At 35.4% G+C, this 23,331-nt stretch carries 20 protein-coding genes; all 20 read left to right on the top strand.

The window, feature by feature from the left end; genetic code table 11:
* Positions 1 to 157 precede the first annotated feature (157 nt).
* The 20 genes from LG307_RS20630 to LG307_RS20535 all read left to right on the top strand — a co-directional run bounded on the left by LG307_RS20630 (position 158) and on the right by LG307_RS20535 (position 22,861).
* A complete protein-coding gene (locus LG307_RS20630) occupies positions 158 to 2,167 on the top strand; it encodes an acyltransferase family protein (RefSeq protein ID WP_404446016.1) in 2,010 nt (669 codons plus the stop codon).
* Positions 2,168 to 2,601: 434 nt separating this feature from the next.
* Positions 2,602 to 3,423: a flagellar hook-basal body protein gene (locus LG307_RS20625; protein ID WP_404446013.1), complete on the top strand. Its 822-nt coding sequence runs from the start codon at positions 2,602 to 2,604 to the stop codon at positions 3,421 to 3,423.
* A gap of 24 nt (positions 3,424 to 3,447) precedes the next feature.
* Positions 3,448 to 4,290, top strand: a complete 843-nt coding sequence (locus LG307_RS20620; protein WP_404446010.1) for a flagellar hook-basal body protein — start codon at positions 3,448 to 3,450, stop codon at positions 4,288 to 4,290.
* A 40-nt stretch (positions 4,291 to 4,330) separates the two neighbouring features.
* Complete coding sequence (locus LG307_RS20615; RefSeq protein ID WP_404446007.1) at positions 4,331 to 4,630, top strand: DNA-directed RNA polymerase subunit beta; 300 nt, start codon at positions 4,331 to 4,333, stop codon at positions 4,628 to 4,630.
* 81 nt (positions 4,631 to 4,711) lie between these two features.
* Positions 4,712 to 5,143 (top strand): 3-hydroxyacyl-ACP dehydratase FabZ, encoded by a 432-nt coding sequence (gene fabZ, locus LG307_RS20610; protein ID WP_404446005.1) that lies wholly within the window; start codon positions 4,712 to 4,714, stop codon positions 5,141 to 5,143.
* 117 nt (positions 5,144 to 5,260) lie between these two features.
* Positions 5,261 to 5,497, top strand: a complete 237-nt coding sequence (locus LG307_RS20605; RefSeq protein ID WP_404446002.1) for a hypothetical protein — start codon at positions 5,261 to 5,263, stop codon at positions 5,495 to 5,497.
* Positions 5,498 to 5,970: 473 nt separating this feature from the next.
* Positions 5,971 to 6,717 (top strand): YveK family protein, encoded by a 747-nt coding sequence (locus LG307_RS20600; RefSeq protein ID WP_404445999.1) that lies wholly within the window; start codon positions 5,971 to 5,973, stop codon positions 6,715 to 6,717.
* Positions 6,698 to 7,417 (top strand): CpsD/CapB family tyrosine-protein kinase, encoded by a 720-nt coding sequence (locus LG307_RS20595; protein ID WP_404450518.1) that lies wholly within the window; start codon positions 6,698 to 6,700, stop codon positions 7,415 to 7,417. The genes LG307_RS20600 and LG307_RS20595 overlap by 20 nt, the downstream gene beginning before the upstream one ends.
* Positions 7,418 to 7,508: 91 nt before the next feature.
* Entirely contained in the window at positions 7,509 to 9,344 is a 1,836-nt protein-coding gene (locus LG307_RS20590; protein ID WP_404445996.1) for a polysaccharide biosynthesis protein, read from the top strand.
* 14 nt (positions 9,345 to 9,358) lie between these two features.
* Positions 9,359 to 10,252: a UTP--glucose-1-phosphate uridylyltransferase GalU gene (galU, locus tag LG307_RS20585; RefSeq protein WP_404445993.1), complete on the top strand. Its 894-nt coding sequence runs from the start codon at positions 9,359 to 9,361 to the stop codon at positions 10,250 to 10,252.
* 262 nt (positions 10,253 to 10,514) lie between these two features.
* Positions 10,515 to 11,630, top strand: coding sequence for a DegT/DnrJ/EryC1/StrS family aminotransferase (locus tag LG307_RS20580; RefSeq protein ID WP_404450517.1), 1,116 nt, complete (start codon positions 10,515 to 10,517; stop codon positions 11,628 to 11,630).
* Complete coding sequence (locus LG307_RS20575) at positions 11,630 to 12,274, top strand: sugar transferase (RefSeq protein ID WP_404445991.1); 645 nt, start codon at positions 11,630 to 11,632, stop codon at positions 12,272 to 12,274. Before LG307_RS20580 ends, LG307_RS20575 begins: the two co-directional genes overlap by 1 nt.
* Positions 12,271 to 12,906, top strand: a complete 636-nt coding sequence (locus LG307_RS20570; protein WP_404445989.1) for an acetyltransferase — start codon at positions 12,271 to 12,273, stop codon at positions 12,904 to 12,906. Before LG307_RS20575 ends, LG307_RS20570 begins: the two co-directional genes overlap by 4 nt.
* 18 nt (positions 12,907 to 12,924) lie before the next feature.
* A complete protein-coding gene (locus tag LG307_RS20565) occupies positions 12,925 to 14,037 on the top strand; it encodes a glycosyltransferase family 4 protein (protein WP_404445986.1) in 1,113 nt (370 codons plus the stop codon).
* 107 nt (positions 14,038 to 14,144) lie between these two features.
* Positions 14,145 to 14,960: a glycosyltransferase family 2 protein gene (locus tag LG307_RS20560; RefSeq protein WP_404445984.1), complete on the top strand. Its 816-nt coding sequence runs from the start codon at positions 14,145 to 14,147 to the stop codon at positions 14,958 to 14,960.
* Positions 14,961 to 15,026: 66 nt separating this feature from the next.
* The gene (locus LG307_RS20555) at positions 15,027 to 16,169 is read left to right on the top strand and encodes a glycosyltransferase (RefSeq protein WP_404445981.1); all 1,143 of its coding nucleotides are present in this window, start codon (positions 15,027 to 15,029) and stop codon (positions 16,167 to 16,169) included.
* Between the two features lie 565 nt (positions 16,170 to 16,734).
* A complete protein-coding gene (locus tag LG307_RS20550) occupies positions 16,735 to 17,757 on the top strand; it encodes a glycosyltransferase family 2 protein (protein ID WP_404445978.1) in 1,023 nt (340 codons plus the stop codon).
* 362 nt (positions 17,758 to 18,119) lie between these two features.
* Positions 18,120 to 19,445, top strand: a complete 1,326-nt coding sequence (locus LG307_RS20545) for a lipopolysaccharide biosynthesis protein (RefSeq protein ID WP_404445975.1) — start codon at positions 18,120 to 18,122, stop codon at positions 19,443 to 19,445.
* A 779-nt stretch (positions 19,446 to 20,224) separates the two neighbouring features.
* The gene (locus LG307_RS20540; protein ID WP_404445972.1) at positions 20,225 to 21,562 is read left to right on the top strand and encodes an O-antigen polymerase; all 1,338 of its coding nucleotides are present in this window, start codon (positions 20,225 to 20,227) and stop codon (positions 21,560 to 21,562) included.
* 132 nt (positions 21,563 to 21,694) lie between these two features.
* The gene (locus LG307_RS20535) at positions 21,695 to 22,861 is read left to right on the top strand and encodes a nucleotide sugar dehydrogenase (RefSeq protein ID WP_404445969.1); all 1,167 of its coding nucleotides are present in this window, start codon (positions 21,695 to 21,697) and stop codon (positions 22,859 to 22,861) included.
* The last annotated feature ends 470 nt before the right edge of the window (positions 22,862 to 23,331 follow it).

The following is a 23,331-nucleotide window of genomic DNA, read 5'->3' as shown; positions in this document are numbered from 1 at the left end:
AATCCCCCTCGCGTGGGACTGACCCCGCCCTTAAGCTCTTCTTTATGTCAAAACCAACCCCCAAACGACATACCAGTTTACACCCCCAAAAATCTCCGTTATCATATTCCATGACACCATACCAACCAATAATTGTCCCATAAAAAGGAGCACCACCATGTCACCCAACAACCCATCCCAACTTCAAACACCAACCAAAAAACGCTTCCGCACCGAAATAGAAGGCATGCGCGCAATCGCCGCCCTCCTGGTCGCGATCTACCATATATGGCTCGGCAACGTCTCAGGCGGAGTCGATGTCTTCTTCGTCGTCTCTGGATTCCTCATCACAACATCCTTACTAGGAAGAGTCCAACGCCAAGGAAAAATAGACATCCTAGACTTCATCCTCGGCCTAGCAAAACGCTTATTCCCAGCAGCCTTCTTCGTCCTGCTCGCCGTCACACTAGCAAGCATGCTCTGGCTCCCGCAAGTCCAATGGGCACAAACCTTACAAGAAATCTTTGCCTCTGCGTTCTACTACCAAAACTGGCAACTAGCCTTCAACGCAGTAGACTATCTCGCACAAAACAACGAAGCAAGCCCAGTCCAACACTTCTGGGCCATGTCCATCCAAGGGCAATTCTACCTGCTATGGCCAACCCTTGTATTCGGACTAGCACTACTCATGCGCAAACTGTTCAAACTTAAATTCAAACCAGCCCTAACAGCCGTCCTACTAACCGTGTTCACGCTGTCCCTAACCTATTCGATCTACCTAACATCCACCAACCAAGCATTCGCCTACTTCCACACCTTCACACGCGTATGGGAGTTCGCCCTAGGTGGAATAGTCGCAGTACTTAACGCGCAAGTAGTATTAAAGAAATCCATCAGCTTCATCCTAGGCTGGACTGGCTTAATTGCCATCATCCTATGTGGGATCCTACTCCAAGTATCCACCGTATTTCCAGGATACGCAGCACTCTGGCCAACCCTTGCAGCCATCTTCATCATCTTGGCAGGCAACAACGGAGGATCCTTTGGCGTCCACAAATTCCTAAGCCTAAAACCATTAGCTAAACTCGGCAATCTTTCCTATGCCCTATACCTATGGCACTGGCCAATCTTAGTCTTTTACTTCATCCTTACAGACAAAGAAACAGTACCATTCCTTGATGGTTTAGCCATCATCATTGCATCGATAATCTTGTCCTACATCACAACTAACATAATCGAAAAACCCGTCCGTTCCATAAAAAAAGAAACCCCAAAATGGAAACGCGGATCCATTGTCATAGCATGTATGCTGCCAGTGGTACTAACGGCCTCACTCTGGGCCAACCAAATCTCAAAAGCAGAAGCAGAACTTGCCAACCTGGTCGAAAACGAAGAATACCCTGGTGCACTGGAAGTCTTCTCTACTAATGTGCAAGAAGACGTCCCAATTCTGCCAACACCATTGCAAGCACAAAACGATCTTCCAAAAGTATATGAAGACAACTGTCATCAAAATTTAGCCGACTCGGAAGTAATCGCCTGTGAGTACGGTACAACAGAAAACCAAGAATACACCATAGCCCTTGTAGGTGGATCACACTCCGCACAATGGCTACCTGCACTAGAGGAATTTGCCCAAGAAGAAAAAATCAAAATCATCAACTACACCAAAAGTGCTTGTCGCTTCACTGCAGAAGAAATAAACGCAGCCACATCCGAATCTTGCTATGAGTGGAACAAACAACTTATCCAGACACTCATATCAACCAACCCAGACCTTGTCTTTACAACAGCCGACGTTGGTCGAAAAGCGGAAGTACCGCAAGGGTTTGTCCAACAATGGGAAGCTCTCGAAAAAGCAGAAATCCCTGTCTTCGCCATAAGAGACAATGCCTGGTTCGAATTTGATGTGCCTTCATGTGTAGAGGAAAAAGGAGAAGACTCCCTTGAATGTGCCCAAGAAAGGGAAAAGGCCCTACCTTCCGAAAGTCCGTTCAGTAAATTAAAATACGTCCCAGCTAACGTAAACTACGTGGACCTAACAGATTATCTGTGTGACGAAGACTACTGCAAACCGGTTAAAGGAAATGTCCTCGTTTACCGAGATAAACACCACATTACTGCGACCTATGCCAGGACAATGGCCCCGATTCTGAAAAAAGAACTGTTTGCCGTATTAAATAAGTAATTCACAAGAGCTAGGTCGCAATTACGACCTGGTTCTTCCTTCCCGTTCTGGATTTCCACCCTCTCATGTTACAAATCCTCCACGAAGGGTATAGAAAGAATACATCACAAAACCCGTGGAGGTGCATCAAATTATGTACCAAAGAATTTTGAGACAATGGCATTCTTACAGAGCAAGTTATCACGAAATACTAATTGACGACTGCTTAGACGAAACCCTACGAAAATCCTTAATCAATAAACTCAACTACCATAAACAAAAACTAAACGAAATGCACCAACTAAGCCCCTACCAGTAATGGTACAGGGCTTTTTGTTTGTTATATTCCTAAAAAAATCCAATAATCACAAAATTACATATATCGACAAACTAACATTTGTACTATAATAGAAATTAGAAAAATCTGTACGTTAAAAAATTTGAGGTGAAGTCAAGTGTTACGTGGATTCTATACAGCTACAGCGGGGATGATTTCCCAACAGCGCCGCATGGAAATGATGTCGAACAATCTGGCCAATGCAAATACACCTGGTTACAAAGCAGACCAAGGATCACTAAGATCCTTTCCTGATTTACTCCTACAACGGATGGAGCAAGCAAACGGAACCAATAAATTTAACCCTATGTCACCTGCCAATGAACCGGTACGCCTAAGCACAGGAGTATACCTCCAAGAAACAAAGCCAAAACACACACAAGGCGACTTGCGTCCGACGGGAAATGATACAGACCTTGCCATCCTAAATCAAAACCTGCCGGAAAATGCATCCGTCTATTTCACAGTCGAACAAGTGGACGGCACACCGCGCTATACAAGGAACGGAAACTTCTCCATCGATCCGGATGGTTACCTGACGACAAACAGTGGACTCTATGTACTCGATGAAAATAGCAACCGTATCCAAATAAGATCTCGATCCATGCTGGTTCAGCAGGACGGAACAATCTTAGAGGGTGATATCCGAAATACCCGTCTTGGAATTGCATTAGCCAATACGCCAGATGAGCTTGTACGGGAAGGAAACGGGCTATACCGAACCGCTGAAGGCGTAGCTCCTCTTCAAAATGCTACAGAAGCGGCTGGAGTGAATTATCAAGTGTCACAGGGTCATATCGAACGCTCTAATGTCGACACGGCGCAAGCGATGAGTGATATGACAGCCGCCTACAGAGCATTTGAAGCCAACCAAAAGATTATCCAAGCTTACGACATGAGCATGCAAAAGGCAGCAAACGAAATCGGCCGCATCAACTAAGCCCCTTAATGGAGGGAAAAATATATGAACAGAATCATGCTGAATGCTACAAATACGATGAATCAGCTTCAAAAACAATTGGATTTGATTTCTCACAATGTGGCTAATGTGGACACCGTCGGATATAAACAAAGAAGTGCATCGTTTCAAGAACTTCTAGCCCAACAATCAAACAACCAGCCATTGGCACGTTATGATAATGAAAATGCCCGTCAATCGGCTATGGGTATTCGCCTTGGATCTGGATCCGGTCTAAGTAAAACCCAACTTCATCTCACACAAGGACCTATGAAAGCAACGAGCCGTATGTTAGACTTTGCACTGACAAAAGAAGATCAGTTCTTTACGGTTCAAGTGACGCAAAATGGGCAAACTAGTACACAATTTACACGGAATGGTGTATTCTATTTGTCTCCGATCAACAACGCGGAAGTAATGCTTGTTACTGCAGACGGGCATCCGGTGCTGGATAGTGATGAACAGCCAATTATCCTACCTGAAAATGTGAAGGAAGTTAAACTTCAAGGCAGTGGTATCCTTTCTGCCGTCACGTCGGATGGACAAGCCATCGCACGTGAGTTAGGAGTGGCTGAGGTCATCAGGCCGCAAATGTTAGAACCAAGACCAGGTTCCCTTTATGCGCTTCCTCCAGCGAATGTAGCGGACCCAGGAGCGATAGTGGGATACCTACAAGGTGGAGCGCGCCAAGACATAGGCATGCAACAAGGAATGCTCGAGCAATCCAATGTAGACCTTGCCTCAGAAATGACAGAACTCACGTTAATGCAGCGTTCTTATCAATTCAATGCTAAATCCGTCCAGTTTGCAGACCAGATGATGGGGCTAGTAAACGGACTAAAATCATAATAATCGTGTAGGAAATCCAACAAAAAGGAGAGGTTGCGCAATGGAGCAAGAAACAGGCAAAAAGAGCTTATCAAGGGAAGAGTTGCGCAAAGCTCAGAAAAATAAAACAAGACAGCAAGAAGAAATAAGTGCAACAGAAGAAGCACAACCGAAAAAATATAAATTCAGGATCCGCCTTATCCCAATATGGCTCCGCCTCATCATTCTCGTCGCGATAATGGCAGTAGCAATCATCGCAGGCGCCATGTTCGGCTATGGAGTACTCGGCGGAGGCAATCCAATGGATGTCCTCAACAAAGAAACATGGCAGCATATATTAGATCTAGTGAACAAAGAATAAGGGGAGTCCGACAAAGGACTTCCTATTTTTTATGCCTTCCTATATAATTATAAGTAACTATTAGTAGGAGGTCACAAAACCATGCTAGATATTAATGAAATCAAAGCAATCATTCCACATAGATATCCATTCCTTTTAATCGACAGAATCATTGAAATCGAAGAAGGACAACGGGCGATCGGCATTAAAAACGTGACAGCAAACGAAGAATTCTTCAACGGACACTTTCCGGAGTTCCCGGTTATGCCAGGAGTACTTATAGTCGAAGCATTAGCACAAGTCGGTGCTGTAGCCATGCTGAAAAAAGAAGAAAACAAAGGACGCCTAGCTTTCTTCACCGGAATCGATAACTGCCGTTTCAAGAAGCAAGTAGTACCTGGGGACCAGCTTCGTCTTGAAGTAGAAATGACCCGTGTGCGCGGAAGCATCGGCAAAGGTAAAGGTGTAGCAACGGTTGACGGACAACTTGTTTGTGAACTGGAAATGATGTTTGCATTAGGACCAAAGCAGTAATTTGAAAAAATTTGCAGTTTGTATGCAAATTTTCTCCTAAGTTGGGGAATATAAAAAGGGACCAAGCAACTTGAAGAAAAGGTCTTGAAATTCCATTTACGAAAGGAGAAGGTTTATATGAACAGCAAATGGTTATTGAAATTAACTGGTACTGCATTAGCAGCGATGCTAATTACAGGATGTGCAGCAAACAATCAGGACGTTCCTCCACCAGAAGAAGAGCCACCAATGGAAGAACCTGCAGATCCTGAAATGGAAGACGAGAACAACATGGAAGAAGATATGGAGCAAGACGAAGAGAACATGGAAGAAGATATGGACATGGAAGAGGACAAAGAGGAAGACCAGCAGTAATCTCTTTCATAAAACGGGGGACAGCCAATTGCTGTCCCTTTATTCTTGCGTTAGCACCAACCCCCTTCGGGTTTGTATTAAATGAAAGTTTTCTCTTTAATCCGAACTTGGAGTTTATTGGTAATAGCTCCTTCATTATTTAAGGATTTCAAAATTCAATTTCTCCGCCTTTTTCAATCCCTTATCACCTCAAACCTCACACAACCTCTTATCCATATATATACATATAATCCAGTGATGTAATATATTCGACAAAATACCCATTCCATTCGACATAAGTCGAGTTAATTGTCAAAAATTACACAGGACTATTCGACGATTTGAAGGAAATTCCTCTTTTATTACAGATAAATTACAATTATTATGTAGATATATGTTAGAAATTACCCTATAATAGTTCAGTATGGAAATAAAAGAATAAATTTGTAGAAAAAATAAACTTTACCAGTAACGAGTAAATTTCGGAGGTTAACATGGAAGAAACTATCAGTCTCAAAGAATTATTTCAAACCATAAAGAAACGTTTATCGCTCATCGTCCTCATTACGGTTGTTCTAACCACGGCAAGCGGACTAGTGAGCTACTTTTTATTAACGCCAATCTACCAATCTTCTACTCAGTTATTGGTGAACCAAGAAAAGACCGACCAAGCTGCCTATAATACGGGCGACATTCAAGCCAATATACAGTTGATTAATACATATAATGTCATTATCAAAAGTGCAGCGGTTCTTGATCTAGTAAGTGAAGAGTTAAACGGAGCTTACAATGCATCTGAACTAAATAATATGATTACAGTAGGAAGCGTTCAAAACTCTCAGGTATTGACGTTAACAGTGGAAAGTGCAGATCCTGTTATGGCAGCAAACATCGCCAATACCACAGCGGAAGTTTTCAAAAAGCAAGTTGTTTCCATCATGAATGTGGATAATGTAAATATTTTAGCAGCAGCTCAAGTTGGTGAAAACCCTTCTCCGGTAAAACCACAGCCAGTATTAAACATGGCCATTGCATTTGTAATAGGTTTGATGGCGGGTGTAGGACTAGCAGTCTTACTAGAATTTCTGGACAACACAGTTAAAACGGAACAAGACATTGAAAAATTACTCGGAATTCCTGTACTAGGAACGGTTCTATTAATAGAAGATAAAGATATTCAAGAAGCACAAAAAATTGCAAGAAAAGCAACAAGAACGAGAGGTGAGACCGTTGGCTCTTAAAAACTTGACCCAAAAGCAAAAATCTATCGCAACGACCAGTCGCCATTTGATCACGGACAAATTGCCTAAGTCTCCAATCTCTGAGCAATACAGAACCATCAGAACGAACATTCAGTTCTCATTTGTGGACCAGAACCTGCGCTCCATCATGGTAACGTCCTCTGGTCCATCTGAAGGTAAGTCTACAACGGCAAGTAATATGGCAGTAGTGTTTGCACAACAAGGCAAGAAGGTATTATTCATCGATGCAGACTTACGTAAACCGACAGCGCACTACACATTCCAACAGAATAATGTAACAGGTTTGACGACGGTTCTTACAAGACAATCACTACTACGTGAAACTATCAACACAACAAGAATTGACAACCTAGACATCTTGACTAGTGGCCCAATTCCACCAAATCCAGCAGAGCTTTTAAGTTCTAAAGCACTAGAAGAAATGCTGGCTGCTGCTTATCTTCAATATGACATGGTTATTTTTGATACCCCACCTGTACTTGCAGTAACAGATGCTCAAATTCTAGCAAACAAGTGTGATGGGACAATCATGGTTATCGCAAGCGGAGCAACAGAAAAAGATAATGCACTAAAAGCTAAAGAATTATTGGATGCAGCACAAGCTAAATTGCTAGGCGTAGTGCTAAATGGTAAGAAAAAATCGGACGGTGCACTCTACTATTATTATGGAGGGAAATAGCCAAAAAGGGCTGTTCCTCTTCTTTTTATGAATAAATAGTGACTTTTAACCTATTTATTTTACAAGAAATACAAACGAAGGAGGTTCCACCTTGACGTACAAAAAACGGCTTTCATTTCTAATTTTGGTTGATTCCCTAATTGTCCTATCTTCTATTTATTTGAGTTTTTGGATGCTGATAACTGATACCAATATCTTTAGTTCCAAAACATTATTATTGAGTTCCTTATCCCTTATCATTTGGCATCATCTTTTTGCTTATACATATAAGCTGTATCATAAAGCATGGGAATATGCGAGTATCGGTGAATTGATGGGGATTCTGAAAGCTGTTACCTACTCCGTAGCAGTCACTGGTTTTGTGCAATTATTAGTAGTTGGAAATGTGTATGGAAGAGCCCTATTAATCACTTGGATGCTACACATGATTCTTATTGGAGGGTCTAGATTCTCATGGAGGGTCTATCGGGATTTCTATTATAAAAAATCGACTGACAAAAAACGCACATTAATTGTAGGTGCAGGAGCCGCAGGAAGCATGGTGGCAAGGCAATTGCTGCAAAATAGAGAAGCCGAGTTAGTGCCAGTTGCTTTTGTGGATGATGATGAAAAGAAACACAAACTGCAAGTGTTGGGAATTCCTGTACTAGGTAGTGTGAAAGATATCGAAACAATAGTGGGCAAGCTAGAAATTGAAAATATTATCATCTCTATACCCTCACTCGGTAAAAAAGACATCAACACGATATACCAAGAATGCGTCAAAACAGATGCAAAAACAAAAATAATACCGATGCTAGAGGACCTCATGTCAGGCAAAATATCCGTTAATGAATTCCGTGACGTTGAAGTAGAAGACCTTCTTGGAAGAGATCCAGTAAAATTAGATATGGAAAGCATCTCAGAATCCATTACAGGAAAAACAGTTCTTGTAACAGGAGCTGGTGGTTCCATTGGATCGGAAATCTGTCGTCAGATATCTAACTTCACTCCTGGAAACCTAATCCTACTTGGCCATGGAGAAAACAGCATCTATTCTATCGAACTAGAGCTAAGAGCTAAATTCAAAGATGTATTTAATATCCATACCGAAATAGCTGACATCCAAGATCGAGGCAAGATATTCTCAATTATGGAGAAGTACCAACCGGACGTTGTTTACCACGCCGCAGCTCATAAGCATGTACCACTTATGGAGCGCAATCCAGAAGAAGCGGTGAAGAACAACATCTTTGGAACCAAAAATGTAGCTGAAGCAGCGGATACTTTCGGTGTAGACACATTCGTACTTGTATCCTCTGATAAAGCTGTAAACCCAACAAACGTCATGGGAGCCACAAAACGTTTTGCCGAAATGGTCATCCAGGACCTTGCGCAAACAAGCAATACGAAATTTGTTGCAGTTCGCTTCGGTAATGTACTTGGAAGTAGAGGAAGTGTCATTCCTCTATTCAAGAAACAAATCCAGGCGGGCGGTCCGATAACGGTAACACATCCTGATATGACTCGTTATTTCATGACCATCCCTGAAGCATCTAGGTTGGTAATCCAGGCTGGTACTTTGGCAAGAGGTGGAGAAGTATTTGTATTGGATATGGGCGATCCGGTGAAAATTGTTGACCTAGCAAAAAACCTAATTACCTTGTCCGGATATTCCATTGATGAAATTGGAATAAAATACTCTGGTATCAGGCCTGGTGAAAAAATGTATGAAGAACTACTAAACGAAAATGAAATTCATAAAGCAGATATCTTCCCGAAGATTCATATAGGGAAAGCGCCGTTAAAGGACAAAGAGATATTAAGCTACTTCTTAACAAATTTCGAAGCAATGACCGAAGGAGAATTAAGAAGATTTCTACTATCTATTGCGAATAACAAAGAAGAAGAGTTAAAGTCTATATTTAAAAGAAAGATATCGGTCTAAGAGGAGATGACATAGTGCAAAAAGTAAGAAAAGCTATAATACCAGCTGCAGGATTAGGGACAAGGTTCCTTCCTGCGACAAAAGCCCAGCCTAAAGAAATGCTTCCGATTGTAGACAAGCCGACCATCCAGTTCATCATTGAGGAAGCGGTAGCTTCTGGAATTGAAGATATCATTATTGTCAGCGGGCGTGGAAAGCGTGCGATTGAGGATCATTTTGATAAATCATATGAGTTGGAAGAGACATTAGCGAAGAAGGGCAAATACGACCAACTAGAAGAAATTCAAGAAATCTCAAAACTAGCAAACATTCATTACATCCGTCAAAAAGAACCACTAGGACTTGGGCATGCGATTGGTTGTGCGAAACGCTTCATCGGAGACGAACCATTTGCAGTGCTCCTTGGGGATGATATTGTGTATTCCCCAGAAAAGCCGTGTACGAAGCAATTGATTGAGATATATGAACGTTTTAATTCATCCGTTTTAGGTGTCCAACAGGTCCCAATGGAGGATGTATCTAAGTATGGTGTCATCTCCAAGAAGAGTGGACAGATCGATGAGCAGTGTTACCATATTGATAGTTTGGTAGAGAAACCAAAAATGGAGGAGGCTCCATCAAATCATGCAATTATGGGAAGATATATACTTCGACCAGAGATTTTTGAAATTCTAGAAACACAAGCACCGGGTGCTGGTGGGGAAATACAGTTAACAGATGCAATAAAAGAATTAAACGAAAGACAAATGGTAGTAGCTTATGAATTCAGTGGAGTACGCCATGATGTTGGAGATAAGTTTGGGTTTATTAAAGCTCAGTTGGATTTTGCCCTAGAGAGAGAAGATTTGCGTGCACAAGTTGTAGATTACATGGAACACTTAGTAGAAAAAGCAAAAGCTAGTGTTTAAATAAAGTTGGAATATGAAAAGAAGGTGATGTCTCCTTACCTTTATCAATGGAGGCACTCGGTTGCACTGTGGGTGGGGAGAATCTCCACCTTAGATATGAGGAGTTAACGAGGGTATGGTGTAAGGCGGGGTTCAATGCCCTATTTTTTTATGTTTTGGTGGATTAGTAGTTAGTTGGAAGAGAAGTTCTTGCAGATAAGTCCTTATCTACTAAAGAATTAACTTATTGAGGAAGGAAGACTAGATTATGGCGACAACAAAAGTGAACGAGAGAATTTTCCTTTCATCACCTCATATGAGTGATGAAGGTTTTGAAATGGAATATGTAAAGGAAGCTTTTGATACAAACTGGATTGCTCCACTTGGAGAAAACGTAAATGGCTTTGAAAGAGAACTAGCAGAAAAGGTTGGTATAAAATCAGCTGCAGCACTTTCTTCTGGAACGGCAGCTATACACTTAGCTTTAAGAGCTGCTGGAGTTGGAGAAGGGGATATCGTTTTCTGTCCAACACTTACATTTTCTGCTACAGCTAATCCAATCATATATCAAAATGCAGTCCCAGTATTCATAGACAGTAATTATGAAACATGGAATATGTGTCCTATAGCATTAGAAGAAGCTTTTCGTAAGTATCCGGAAGTTAAGGCAGTTATTGTAGTACATCTATACGGTTTGTCTGCTGATATGGATAAAATCTTAGAACTTTGTAAGAACTACAATGTGGCTTTAATAGAAGATGCTGCTGAAAGTTTAGGAACTTACTATAAAGGTAAGCATACTGGAACGTTTGGCGATTATGGCATCTTCTCTTTTAATGGGAACAAAATTATTACTACTTCTGGTGGTGGAATGCTTGTTTCTAATAATGAAGAGAGAGTTGCTAAAGCAAGGTTTTGGGCCACTCAATCCCGAGATCAAGCAAGACATTATCAACATAGTGAACTAGGATTTAATTATCGGATGAGCAATGTAGCTGCTGGGATTGGTAGAGGGCAGCTTAAAGTGTTAACTCGAAGAGTTGCCAAGAAGAACTACATTTTTGAGTTTTATAAGAGAGAGCTTGGTGGACTAGAAGGTGTTGAGTTTATGCCTAGTAATGAGTGGGATGTACCAAATTATTGGTTAAGCTCAATAACATTATCCGGTAAAGTAAGGCCTATTGATATATTTGAAGCATTGGAAGCTGAAAATATCGAGTCAAGGCCAGTCTGGAAACCAATGCATATGCAGCCTTTCTTTGAAAAAAATGATTTTATTGGTGAAAGTGTATCTGAGAAATTGTTTGAGAATGGTGTATGTTTGCCATCTGATACTAAGATGACAGATGATGATTTAGAAAGAGTCGTAAAGACTATTAAAGGGTTGTGGTTAGAATAATGAAGAACTTCAAAGGTGGTATTTATAGAAGGTTTGTAAAAAGACCGATGGATTTTATACTTTCTTTAATAGCTATTATTGTTCTGAGTCCAGTATTACTAATAGTTGCATTACTTGTGAGAATAAAGTTAGGCAGTCCTGTGCTATTTAAACAGAAACGACCTGGGGTGAATGAAGAGATTTTTATGATGTATAAGTTTAGGACTATGACGGATGAAAGTAATGATCAGGGGGAGTTACTGCCTGATAGTATTAGGCTGACAAAGTTTGGTAGGTTACTTCGCTCAACATCTCTTGATGAACTACCAGAGCTTTTTAATATTTTGAAGGGTGATATGTCCATTATTGGCCCTAGACCATTATTGGTGCAGTATTTGCCGCTATATAACAATTATCAAAAACGACGTCATGAAGTCAGACCAGGACTATCTGGTCTAGCGCAGGTTAGTGGTAGAAATGCGATTAGTTGGGAAGATAAATTTAATCTCGATGTTGAGTATGTGGAAAATGTGAAATTCATTGAAGATTGGAAGATTATTTTTTTAACCATAAAAAAGGTTTTCTACAGAGAAGGTATTAATTCTGAAACTGCTGCTACGATTGAGCCCTTTGAGGGAACCAAAAAGGAAAGAATAGAAATATGAAAAATAAACTTTTAATTATTGGTGCTAGTGGCCACGGAAAAGTTGTTGCGGATATTGCATTGAAAATGAATAAATGGCAGAGCATTGCTTTTTTAGATGACGATAAAAGCATAAAGTCATCAATGGACCTAGAAGTTATTGGGACTTCAGAAGATGTTTTTACACATATAAATGAGTATGAAATATTTGTTGGTATAGGTAATAATACTACGAGACAAAGGATTCATGAAATGCTTGAAACGATAGATGCCAGTATTCCCGTATTAATTCACCCTAATGCAGTAATCGGGAATCAAGTGGAAATAGAGAATGGGACGGTAGTAATGGCAGGAGTAGTTGTTAATTGTTGTACTAAAATCGGAAAAAGTTGCATTATTAATACCGGATCTACAATCGACCACGATAGCTGTATCAAAGATTATGTTCATATTTCACCAGGTGCTCATCTAGCAGGTACCGTCAAGGTTGGACAAGGATCTTGGTTAGGCATTGGAAGTGTAGTTAGTAATAATATAAGCATCATTAGTAGGTGTATTGTAGGTGCTGGTTCCGTTGTTGTTAAGGATATACTTGAATCCGGGACCTATGTTGGTGTTCCAGCGAGAAAGATTGGTAAGAAATTTCACTTTTAAAGAAATGGAGAATTAAGATTGAAAATTTTATATGTGACGACAGTTTCTAATACAGTAAATGCGTTTTTAATTCCCCATATTAAAATGTTATTTAATCAAGGACATCATGTTGATGTTGCTTTTAACATTGTACAGGATGTTGACTCAAGGTTAATTGATTTGGGATGTAAAGTCCATAAGCTAGAATTTGAACGCTCTCCGATGAAAAAACAAAACTATTCAGCTTATAAGAAACTTAAGAAGATTATCAGTGATGAAGAATATGATATAGTCCACACACACACTCCAGTTGCTTCTGCTAGTGCTAGGTTAGCGTGTAGAAAAATGGATAATGTTAAGGTAGTATACACTGCACATGGTTTTCATTTTTATAAAGGTGCTCCAATTCTGAATTGGATACTGTATTATCCAGTTGAGCGTTTGTTATCAAGGTATACTGATGTTTTGATTACTATAAATACTGAAGATTACGAAAGAGCTAAAGGTTCTTTTAATTCGCGAACAGTTGAATATCTTCCTGGAGTAGGACTAGAGTTTAGGAAATTAATTGAAATAGATGTAGATAAATCTGAAAAACGTAGAGAAATTGGAGTGCCCGACGACAGCTTACTTATATTATCAGTTGGTGAGTTAAACAAAAATAAGAATCATGAGTCTATAATTAAGGCTATGGCTAGACTTCATACAAATAATATTTATTATGTAATTTGCGGGCAAGGACCAATGGAAAGCCACTTGAAAGAATTGTCAAATGAATTGGGAATTGAAAAACGGATTAAATTTCTAGGATATCGTAATGATATATATGATTTATGCAGCATCACAGATATATTTGCATTTCCCTCCTTTAGAGAAGGGTTATCGGTTGCTCTAATGGAAGCGATGGCTTCAGGACTACCAATTGTATGTTCAGATATAAGAGGAAACAGTGATCTAATTGAGCATAACAAAGGTGGATATCTACTAAAAATGAATGATATAGAAAATTATGTAAGTGCAATTCAAGAGCTCTATAAATCAAAAAAATTAAGAAGTGAATATGGAAAGTATAACTTAAAAAGAATTGAAAAATACTCTATTGAAAATGTTTTAAAAAAATTAGAAAAGATCTATCAAAATTTACATGTATAAATTTAAGAGTGCAAGAGTTGCATTCTTAAATTTATACATTAGCCTTTTAAGGTATGTAAAAGTAGTGTATTTATAGAGTCAAACTAAGTTAATAAAGGAAGTAAACTATGACTACAGAATTAATATCAATTATATGTACTGTTAAGAATGGAGAAAATACTATCTCAAATACAATTGAGAGTGTTATAAATCAAACATTTACAAATTGGGAGTTGGTTATAGTAGATGATGGTTCAAATGATGGAACAGTAAGTATATTAAATAGATATAAAGATAGGGATAACAGAGTCAAGTTAGTGTTAACAGATGCAATTGGTCGAGGTAAAGCGTTAAATCTAGCAATAGAAAACGCATCTGGAAAATATATTTGTAACTTAGATGCTGATGATTTGATGCATCCACAAAAGTTAAGTATTCAGTATAAAATTATTACTGAGAATCCAAATTACTTTCTAATATCTACTAATTCAGAAATTATTCATGGGAATGGGACTCCTTTATGGAAGGAATATAGTAAGGATTCATCTTTTTTAAAGAGGATTAATCACAGTATTTTAATTGGCAACCAAATAAATCACTCATCAGTAATAATGAACAAAGTTCTGTTACAGGAATTAGGTGGTTATGATGAAGGTAGATCCACTCAGTTTGATTACGAATTGTGGTTAAGAGCTTTTATAAATAATAAAGAGATGGGAATTATTAATAATGTACTTACGGCAAAGAGAATTCATAATAGTCAGTCATTCGAGAATAAAAGACGGATAAAGTATTTATATAATTCTATGATTTTGCAAATAAGAAGTATATCTCTTTATAAAAAGCAATTACTTTTAATAGTAATTCCACCTATTAGATTTATCTTGGGGTTATTACCATTTAAATTTAGGAGATTAATTAATATAATTATTTCCCTATTTTAGAGAATTGAATTAGACCTTTTTACAAACAATCGTATTATAATATCAAACATATGTTGAGGGAGATCAATGAAATATAAAATATTAATTTTTATACCTACATTAGATGGTGGCGGTGCTGAAAGAATAGTTGCTACTTTGGCAAATAATTTAGATGTTAACAGATATGAAGTAACCTTATTGCTATTGAAAAAACAAATAAAATATAATCTAAATAAAGACATTAGAATTGAGGTACTTAATTGTAATAGTTTGTCCTCTTCAATACCAAAATTAATTAGATATACTAGAAAGAATCCTCCTGATTTAATGATTTCAAATATGAGTTTAACTAATATTGTTTCTATAATTACGAAGTTTTTATCGGGAAAGAAGTTTCCATTAATCGTAGTCGAGCATTCAACTCCATCAATTAAATACAGAAAAGACAAATTAAGTAGGAGATTGATTCCCTTTTTTATGCGAATAACATACAAATATGCTAATAAAGTTGTTTGTGTTTCAAAAGGGGTAAAAAGTGATTTGCAAAGAGTAATTAATAATAATCGAACAAAAATAAATCATGTATATAACCCAATTGTTGATACCCAAATTGAAAAGCTAACGATGGAAGAGGTCAATCATAAATGGTTTGATAGCAAAAACAGTAAAAAATACAAAGTGATTTTAGGAGTTGGAAGGTTAGAACCTGTTAAAAACTTTAAGCTGTTAATTGAAGCTTTTTCCGAGGTAAATAAAATGGAATCTTCTTCAAGGTTAATTATTCTTGGTGAAGGCTCACAACGTAAAGAACTTGAAGAATTGGTTATTCAATTGAACATAAAAGATGTTGTAGATATGCCAGGTTTTGTTAATAACCCCTATTGTTACCTAAGTAATTCATCTTTATTTGTTTTGTCTTCTGATTTAGAAGGGTTACCAACAGTACTAGTTGAAGCCTTAGCATGTGGAACCCCGGTTGTTTCGACAGATTGCCCGAATGGTCCGAGAGAGATATTGGATGATGGGAAATATGGGGAGTTAGTTCCTACAAGAGATCAACTTAATTTGAAAAAGGCTATTATTAATCAACTTAATAATCATGAAAATAAGGAATTTTTAAAAAGAAGAGCTTCTTTTTTTAGTGTCGATAATGCTGTAACTAAATATGACCAAGTAATCTCAGAAACATTAAGTGAATTTAACAGAGAGAAAAATGAAGGAAGTGCATAGTATATAAAATTAGTTATATCATGTAGTTGTCAGAAATTAAATATGTAAAAAGGATTATGAAGATTAGGTAATTAAATATTTGACGTTAATATAAATTTTATAAGGCTTAGAAAAAAACGCAAAAATTCTTGTATATTAATAAGGAGAGAGCTTACTTTTATTGTCGGAAATTATACTTTAAAAAGCATTAAATAGTTAAGTTTTCTTAATATTGAGAAAACTATTTTTGGTTATGATCCAAATAGTTAGTCTTTTCTCTTATTCTTAACACCAATTATGTTATTTATCGGATTAGTTCTTAAGCGGTTATTCTTAAGGTATGGAAACAGTTACTACTTGTTTTCATACTGATGATTTGCTTGATTCATTTTTTCTTTACAAGAAATTAATCCAAACACTATCCATATACTAACTTAGACTATTAAGGGGTAAATTATTAATAGATTTATCAATGATATATGAAATAACAATATGGTTGTTGAAAATTGCTTTCTCCTTAGTATAAAATTTTAGTTTATATGAGAAATAAAACAGAATTTAAATTTAGTTTAAGGCGTGATAAAAATTGTACCAACCTCAGGTAACTGTGTTTATTCCTGTTTATAATTCCGAAAAGAATATAAAAGAATGTATAAATAGTATCATAGATCAAACTTATAAAAATTTAGAAATATTAATTGTGGACGATGGTTCGACTGACAATTCTTTAGATATAATCAATTCTTTTAATGACAATAGAATAAGGTTAATAAGAAATAACGAAAATAAAGGTATACCTTATACTCGAAATTTAGGATTACAAGAGGCCAAGGGGAAATATTTGGCTGTTATGGACTCTGATGATATAGCTTTCTTAAATAGAATAGAAGTCCAAGTTAAATTTATGGAAAAAAACAAGGATATAGATGTCTTAGGTAGTAATTATCAGTTAATCGGTGGGAAATTTAATAAAAAAGTTATCTCTAAATTTACTATCGATCAAGAAATAAAGGCGGGATTAATATTTTTAAATAGAATATGTAATTCAACTGCTTTTATCCGTTTAGAGTCAATAAATAATTTTAAAATAAAATATAATCCTAGTTATTTTGTTGTGCAAGATTACGATTTTTTCGTACAAGTCTCTAAAATCGGGAAATTATTCATACTACCTGAGATACTAATAAAGTATAGAATTAGCCATTCTAACATTACTGCGAAGTCAAAAAAAAATAAGTCTGCAGCAAGACAAGAAATAATAAATGCCATACAGTTAGATATTTTAAAACACTATAATTTCCATCTTTCAGAAAAAGAATTAAGCATATTTAATGATTTCTTTAGCAAAAATGTTAGTTATGATACATTGAAAAGCATACCCAATGTGGTAAATAAACTTATAGATCAAAATAATAATAATGAATTTAATAGGGATATTTTCTCTAGGGTAGTTAAAGAATCAACGTTTGATGTTCTAAATTCTATTAAATTTAATTTAAAGGACAAGTTAAAAGTATATAGTAAATTCTGTGGAAAAGATAAAATATTATCAAATTTTGTAGACATTAGTTATCTTGTTGCAAATCATATCTATAAAAAAATATCGTAATTTTAAATGTGAATTAATGAATTATTAGGTGATAAACAAAGAAGCAATTGTTCGTGGAACAAAGAATAAAAAATGTTGATAAGTAAAAAAAATTAATAACCCTTATAACTTTTATTTTATAACGGAGAATAGAATTATTTATCTTAAGGTATAGTTCAATGCCTATAGAAAAGATTGTTTTGTAAAAAAGTATTTAACTCAACTTTTGTTTGAGGGTAATGGTAAATAATTTAGAGCTTGCTTTGGATTAATACTAAGTAAAGCTACTTAGTGTTAATAGTTTTGAGAATAATTGTTTATAATCTTTGGATTTAAAAAGTTCAAATCAGTTCAAACAGAATAAAAGATAAAGGAATTTGGAATTGAAAGATAAAATAATTCAATTTACTAAAAGACCATTTATTCAAAATGTAATTATATTATCATCAGGGACTGCAGCAGCTCAAATAATAGGCATGCTGCTATCACCTATTATTACACGGCTGTATGGTCCTGAAGCATATGGTTCAATGGGCACATTCATGGCAATTATTTCTATTATTGGGCCTGTATCAGCTCTAACTATACCAATTGCTATCGTACTACCCAAAAATAATGATGACGCAAAGGGATTAATAAGATTATCGTTGCTAATAACAACAATAATTTCTATAGTAATTTCATTAATATTATTGTTTGTAAATGATTTGATAATAAATATATTTGGAATAGAGGAAATTGCTTCATATTTGTATCTAATACCAATTGTTATTTTGTTTTCAGGTCTGTTACAAGTTACAGAACAGTGGTTAATCCGAACAAATCAATTTGGCATTTCAGCAAAAGTGACTTTTTTACAAGCAGTAATTGTAAATGGTGGGAAAGTGGGAGTAGGATTCTTTTATCCAATAGCATCTGTATTGATTTTGTTCTCCGCTCTAACACAAGGTTTAAAAGCTCTTTTGATATTGATGCTTACCAGGAAATCAAAATATAAAATTTCTTTAAATATTTTTAAAAGCAAATCTTCAATAAAAAGGCTTGCTAATAGTTATAAAGATTTTCCTATATATAGGGCTCCTCAAGCATTTCTAACTTCAATTTCAGAGGGTTTTCCAATTTTGTTATTAGCAAGTTTCTTTGGGCCTGCTTCGGTAGGTTTTTATAATATTGGAAGAACAGTTTTGAGTATTCCCACACAATTAATTGGAAAATCAGTTGGTGACGTATTTTATCCTAAGATTTCTAATGTCGCTAATAATAATGTTAATAATAATGATAATAATACTGTCACAAAGTTATTAACAAAGGCAACATTGATACTAATAGTCATTGCAATTATTCCTTTTGGTATTATTTTTATTTTTGGTCCTCAACTATTTAGTTTTGTATTTGGTTCTAGTTGGATAGTGGCGGGAGAATATGCGAGGTGGATAGGATTATGGAGCTTTTCATCATTTATTCTTCAACCAGCATTAAGAACGTTACCTGTTTTATCTGCCCAAAGACTCCATTTAATATATACAATTATTTCATTGGTGATTCGTGTAAAGATGTTAGCAATTGGTTATTTAATATTTTCAAGTGATATCATTTCAATTGCTTTTTTTGGAGCCTCTAGCGGACTATTAAATGTTATATTAATTTTTATCACGATATTTATTAGTAGAAGATTTGATAAAGTAAGGGAGAATCAAAGTTCTCTTTGATAATAATTTTAAAAACAAATTACGTTGTATTACTGGCTCAAAATAATAAAGGCAATGGCTTGTGATATCATAGACAAGATTAACTTAGAATAGACAATAACCAATAACAGCTGCAATTCATAATAATTTTAAGTATAAAGAGTAAGCTATTTTAATATCTGCTCAATTGAATTGGTTATTAGTAGTGTGTTATTCATTAATCCAAATACAATAGTGGTAATTAAACCAATCCATTCTTAAGAGTATTTGTAACGTTATCACATCTTCACCTAGTTTATAAGTGTAATATGATTCCCTTATCATATCGTAATATCTTTGGGGGGACAATTATTAAGAGCTGAGGGTGTGTTTGCTCATTTTTTGTTCAAAGTGCTTTAAAAGAGGAGATTACTGTTTTATTGCAAATACAAAATGAGTAAAGCGTTTAAATATATGCGGCACCTATCTTACGTTACGATATTATTTTTAGTGAGGTAGATCTATATGCAAAAGTAAAAAGATGAATGTGAGAAGCATATTATAGAAGGAATTAGACTTAACTCACGAAGAGGAAACCATTTTTAATAACCCAATTAATCACTCTTTAGCGATTTGTCATGAAAATAGCTTCGATAACTTTAGACAGTGAGCTATTCAATGCGCAATGCGTCTCAAAAGAATAGTTATTGAAATTGCGATATATGTCCCTATACCTAAACGAGTTTGGAACCAAGGTGAGATATAAGTTTGAAAAATTGAATAATACATTTAAGTAGTTAGAAAAAGTTTGGGGAGAGATAATGACTATATATTTAATTGTGTTTATTTTAGTATCATCCATTTTTTTTATGACAATAATATTCACTAAAAATAAAGAGATTAATTATTTAGTTCTAATTTTTAATTTACTATGGATAATAATAGCTCTAGTATCATATCCATATTTAATTAATAAAAATATTGTTTATATACAATATATTCAATCATATATATTATTTTTTATGATTTCTATGAATATTGGTTTTTTATTTTTTATGCCTTCATCCAAGAATTATAAAGGTAATAGGACCGTTGTTAGTGATAAGATTAATTATGGGAATTTTTGGTTTATTTTAATAGTCGTTTTTATCTTATTATCCTTTTTTTTCAGAAGAGTATTAACACATGTATTAAATGGCGATTTAACATTAATTAGAAGAATGATTTATACTGAAACGGTAGGAACTGAAAATAGCTTATTTAATTCTGGAATTGAAACGATATTTATCCAGTGGTTTGCTAATTCGTTAATTTTAGCCTTATTTATAATATTAATTTCATTTTATATGATTGGTTTAAAGAATAATAAATTACTTATATTCTTATTTTTAATTGGAATATATTATGCATTTCTTACTGGTGGTAGAATGATGTTATTTAGGTTTGCAATAATTATTATTGGTGCAATCCTTTTATTAAAAATGAAAGATATCAAATATATTGTTAATGATACTTATCATCGAACTATAAGAAATAGGAAGAAAAAACTAAGAAATATAATTGTATTAATATTTTTCATGGGTGTAGTATTTACTGTGATGAGAAGTGATAATAATTTTTCAATAACTGATAATCAAATAATTATTGAAATGCTGAACTATTTCCGTCTCCCTATAGTTTATTTTACTACTCTAATAGAGAATAGTAATTTTAATAGTGGTTTTCTTTACGGAGGAGGATTTGTTGGAGGTTTATTTCTTCCAATAGAGCTTATTTGGAAAAATTTTAGTGAGAACATTATAGATCTGCCTCCAAGAATCATAATAGATGAATTAGAACCCTTTCAATACATTGGGGAAGGGTTAATCTTTAATGCCCTCCCAACTATGCTATATGTATTCTATAGAGATGGAGGAGTAATAGGAATAATAATTAATTCGTTAATATTTTCACTTTATTTATCTATTGCATATAGAAATTACTTATCGAAAAAAAATATTAGATCTATTTCACTTTATATTTTAGCTTTTTATGTAATGGTAATGGGAATTATAAGGTGGGAGCCGGCGCTTATACAGTATTGGCTAACCTTATTCTTTATCATATTATTTACTAATTCTAAATTCTTGAAGAAAGGAAAAACTAACATTCCGTCCTAGTAGTTAATCAAATTAATATTTTTGAACTTGAATTTCATCAAAGCTATGTTTAATTACTAATTGAAGTATAATTATCATTGTCATTTTACAAGTAATAAGTAAAACAATTTGAAAGAGAAAGAAGGAGTATCAATGAGAATCACAATTGCAGGTACAGGCTATGTTGGGTTATCTAATGCAATATTATTAGCCCAACATAATAAGGTAACTGCCCTAGATATTATTCAAGAAAAAGTGGATATGATTAATAATAAAAGATCTCCAATTATTGATAATGAGATAGAAGAGTATTTAGCAACAAAAGAACTAAATCTAACTGCAACAACAGATAATTATAAAGCTTTTAAAGATGCTGATTATGTAATTATCTCAACACCAACAAATTACGATCCGGAGAAAAACTATTTTAATACTAGAACTGTTGAAGCGGTTATCGCAAATGTGTTATCTATTAATCCAGATGCAGTAATGGTTATCAAATCCACTGTTCCGGTAGGTTATACAGAAACAGTTCGAAAAAAGTTTGATACAGAAAATATTATCTTTTCACCAGAGTTTTTAAGAGAAGGTAAAGCATTATATGATAACCTGTATCCTTCAAGAATTGTTGTAGGCGAACAGTCTGAAAGGGCAAAAGTTTTTGCAGACTTACTAGCGGAAGGTGCACATAAAGAAAATATCGACATCTTATTTACCAACTCTACAGAAGCTGAAGCTATTAAATTGTTCGCAAATACTTATCTAGCAATGAGAGTTGCTTTTTTTAATGAGCTAGATTCTTATGCAGAGATAAGAGGTTTAAATACTAAGCAAATCATCGATGGCGTTGGTTTAGATCCTCGTATTGGAGATCACTACAATAATCCATCTTTTGGATATGGTGGTTATTGCCTACCAAAGGATACGAAACAGCTCTTAGCTAACTACGAAGATGTACCTAACAACATTATGGGAGCAATAGTAGATGCTAACAGAACAAGGAAAGATCATATTGCAGATATGATAATTAAAAGAGCCCCTAAGGTTGTAGGTATTTACAGACTTACAATGAAAATGGACTCAGATAACTTCAGACAATCAGCTATTCAAGGTGTTATGAAACGGATTAAAGCTAAAGGAATTGAAGTAGTTGTGTATGAACCGGCTCTTCAAGAGGAGACATTCTTTAATTCAAAAGTAATTAACGACTTCGAAGAATTTAAGACCGTATCAGACGTAATTGTAGCAAACAGATTATCTGATAATTTACGTGATGTAGAGGAAAAGGTCTATACGAGAGATCTTTATAGTAGAGATTGATAAAAAAGAAAAGGGTCGAGGAGATAGTAACCTTGATCCTTTAATATTTCCTGCTGCAAAAAACATAGTCTTCTTCTGCTTCTTCATTGAAACCTGGGATAAATTAACTAAGAAACCCAGAAGGTATCCCCCTTAATGTCAACAAACAGACTTCATTGAACATGCACACCCTACATTTAGTGCTCTAATTTGACTCCACTCTTTTGCTTTATCCACGGACAATTGCCTATGATTATTCTTTTATGTAACGTTAGCGCCCCGTTCTATCAGTAGTTTAAGAGCTGCAAAGTCTTCGTTTCTCGCTGCTTATCAAGGCAGTACCCCATTTAAATTCTGATTATCATTTGTAGTTGGATTAAATTTAGCATCATGAATTAGATTTGCTCCATAAAAATCTAATCTATATCCTTTATATCTGTTCCATTTTCGTTAATCAGATCCTTGTTTAGCTCCTCCAACTCAAAGATATT

This window comes from Sutcliffiella horikoshii, assembly GCF_044809035.1.
Taxonomy (GTDB): Bacteria; Bacillota; Bacilli; order Bacillales; family Bacillaceae_I; genus Sutcliffiella_A; species Sutcliffiella_A horikoshii_G.
The sequence above is the reverse complement of the archived record's forward strand: the minus strand, read 5'-3'. Positions and strand labels throughout refer to the sequence as shown.

Excerpts from the sequence above, each read along its gene's own strand:
- LG307_RS20555 (WP_404445981.1), top strand. The coding sequence starts at position 15,027 with ATGAAATATAAAATATTAATTTTTATACCTACATTAGATGGTGGCGGT.
- LG307_RS20630 (WP_404446016.1), top strand. The coding sequence starts at position 158 with ATGTCACCCAACAACCCATCCCAACTTCAAACACCAACCAAAAAACGC.
- LG307_RS20620 (WP_404446010.1), top strand. The coding sequence starts at position 3,448 with ATGAACAGAATCATGCTGAATGCTACAAATACGATGAATCAGCTTCAA.
- LG307_RS20600 (WP_404445999.1), top strand. The coding sequence starts at position 5,971 with ATGGAAGAAACTATCAGTCTCAAAGAATTATTTCAAACCATAAAGAAA.
- fabZ (WP_404446005.1), top strand. The coding sequence starts at position 4,712 with ATGCTAGATATTAATGAAATCAAAGCAATCATTCCACATAGATATCCA.
- LG307_RS20605 (WP_404446002.1), top strand. The coding sequence starts at position 5,261 with ATGAACAGCAAATGGTTATTGAAATTAACTGGTACTGCATTAGCAGCG.
- LG307_RS20540 (WP_404445972.1), top strand. The coding sequence starts at position 20,225 with ATGACTATATATTTAATTGTGTTTATTTTAGTATCATCCATTTTTTTT.
- LG307_RS20560 (WP_404445984.1), top strand. The coding sequence starts at position 14,145 with ATGACTACAGAATTAATATCAATTATATGTACTGTTAAGAATGGAGAA.
- LG307_RS20575 (WP_404445991.1), top strand. The coding sequence starts at position 11,630 with ATGAAGAACTTCAAAGGTGGTATTTATAGAAGGTTTGTAAAAAGACCG.
- LG307_RS20535 (WP_404445969.1), top strand. The coding sequence starts at position 21,695 with ATGAGAATCACAATTGCAGGTACAGGCTATGTTGGGTTATCTAATGCA.
- LG307_RS20615 (WP_404446007.1), top strand. The coding sequence starts at position 4,331 with ATGGAGCAAGAAACAGGCAAAAAGAGCTTATCAAGGGAAGAGTTGCGC.
- LG307_RS20570 (WP_404445989.1), top strand. The coding sequence starts at position 12,271 with ATGAAAAATAAACTTTTAATTATTGGTGCTAGTGGCCACGGAAAAGTT.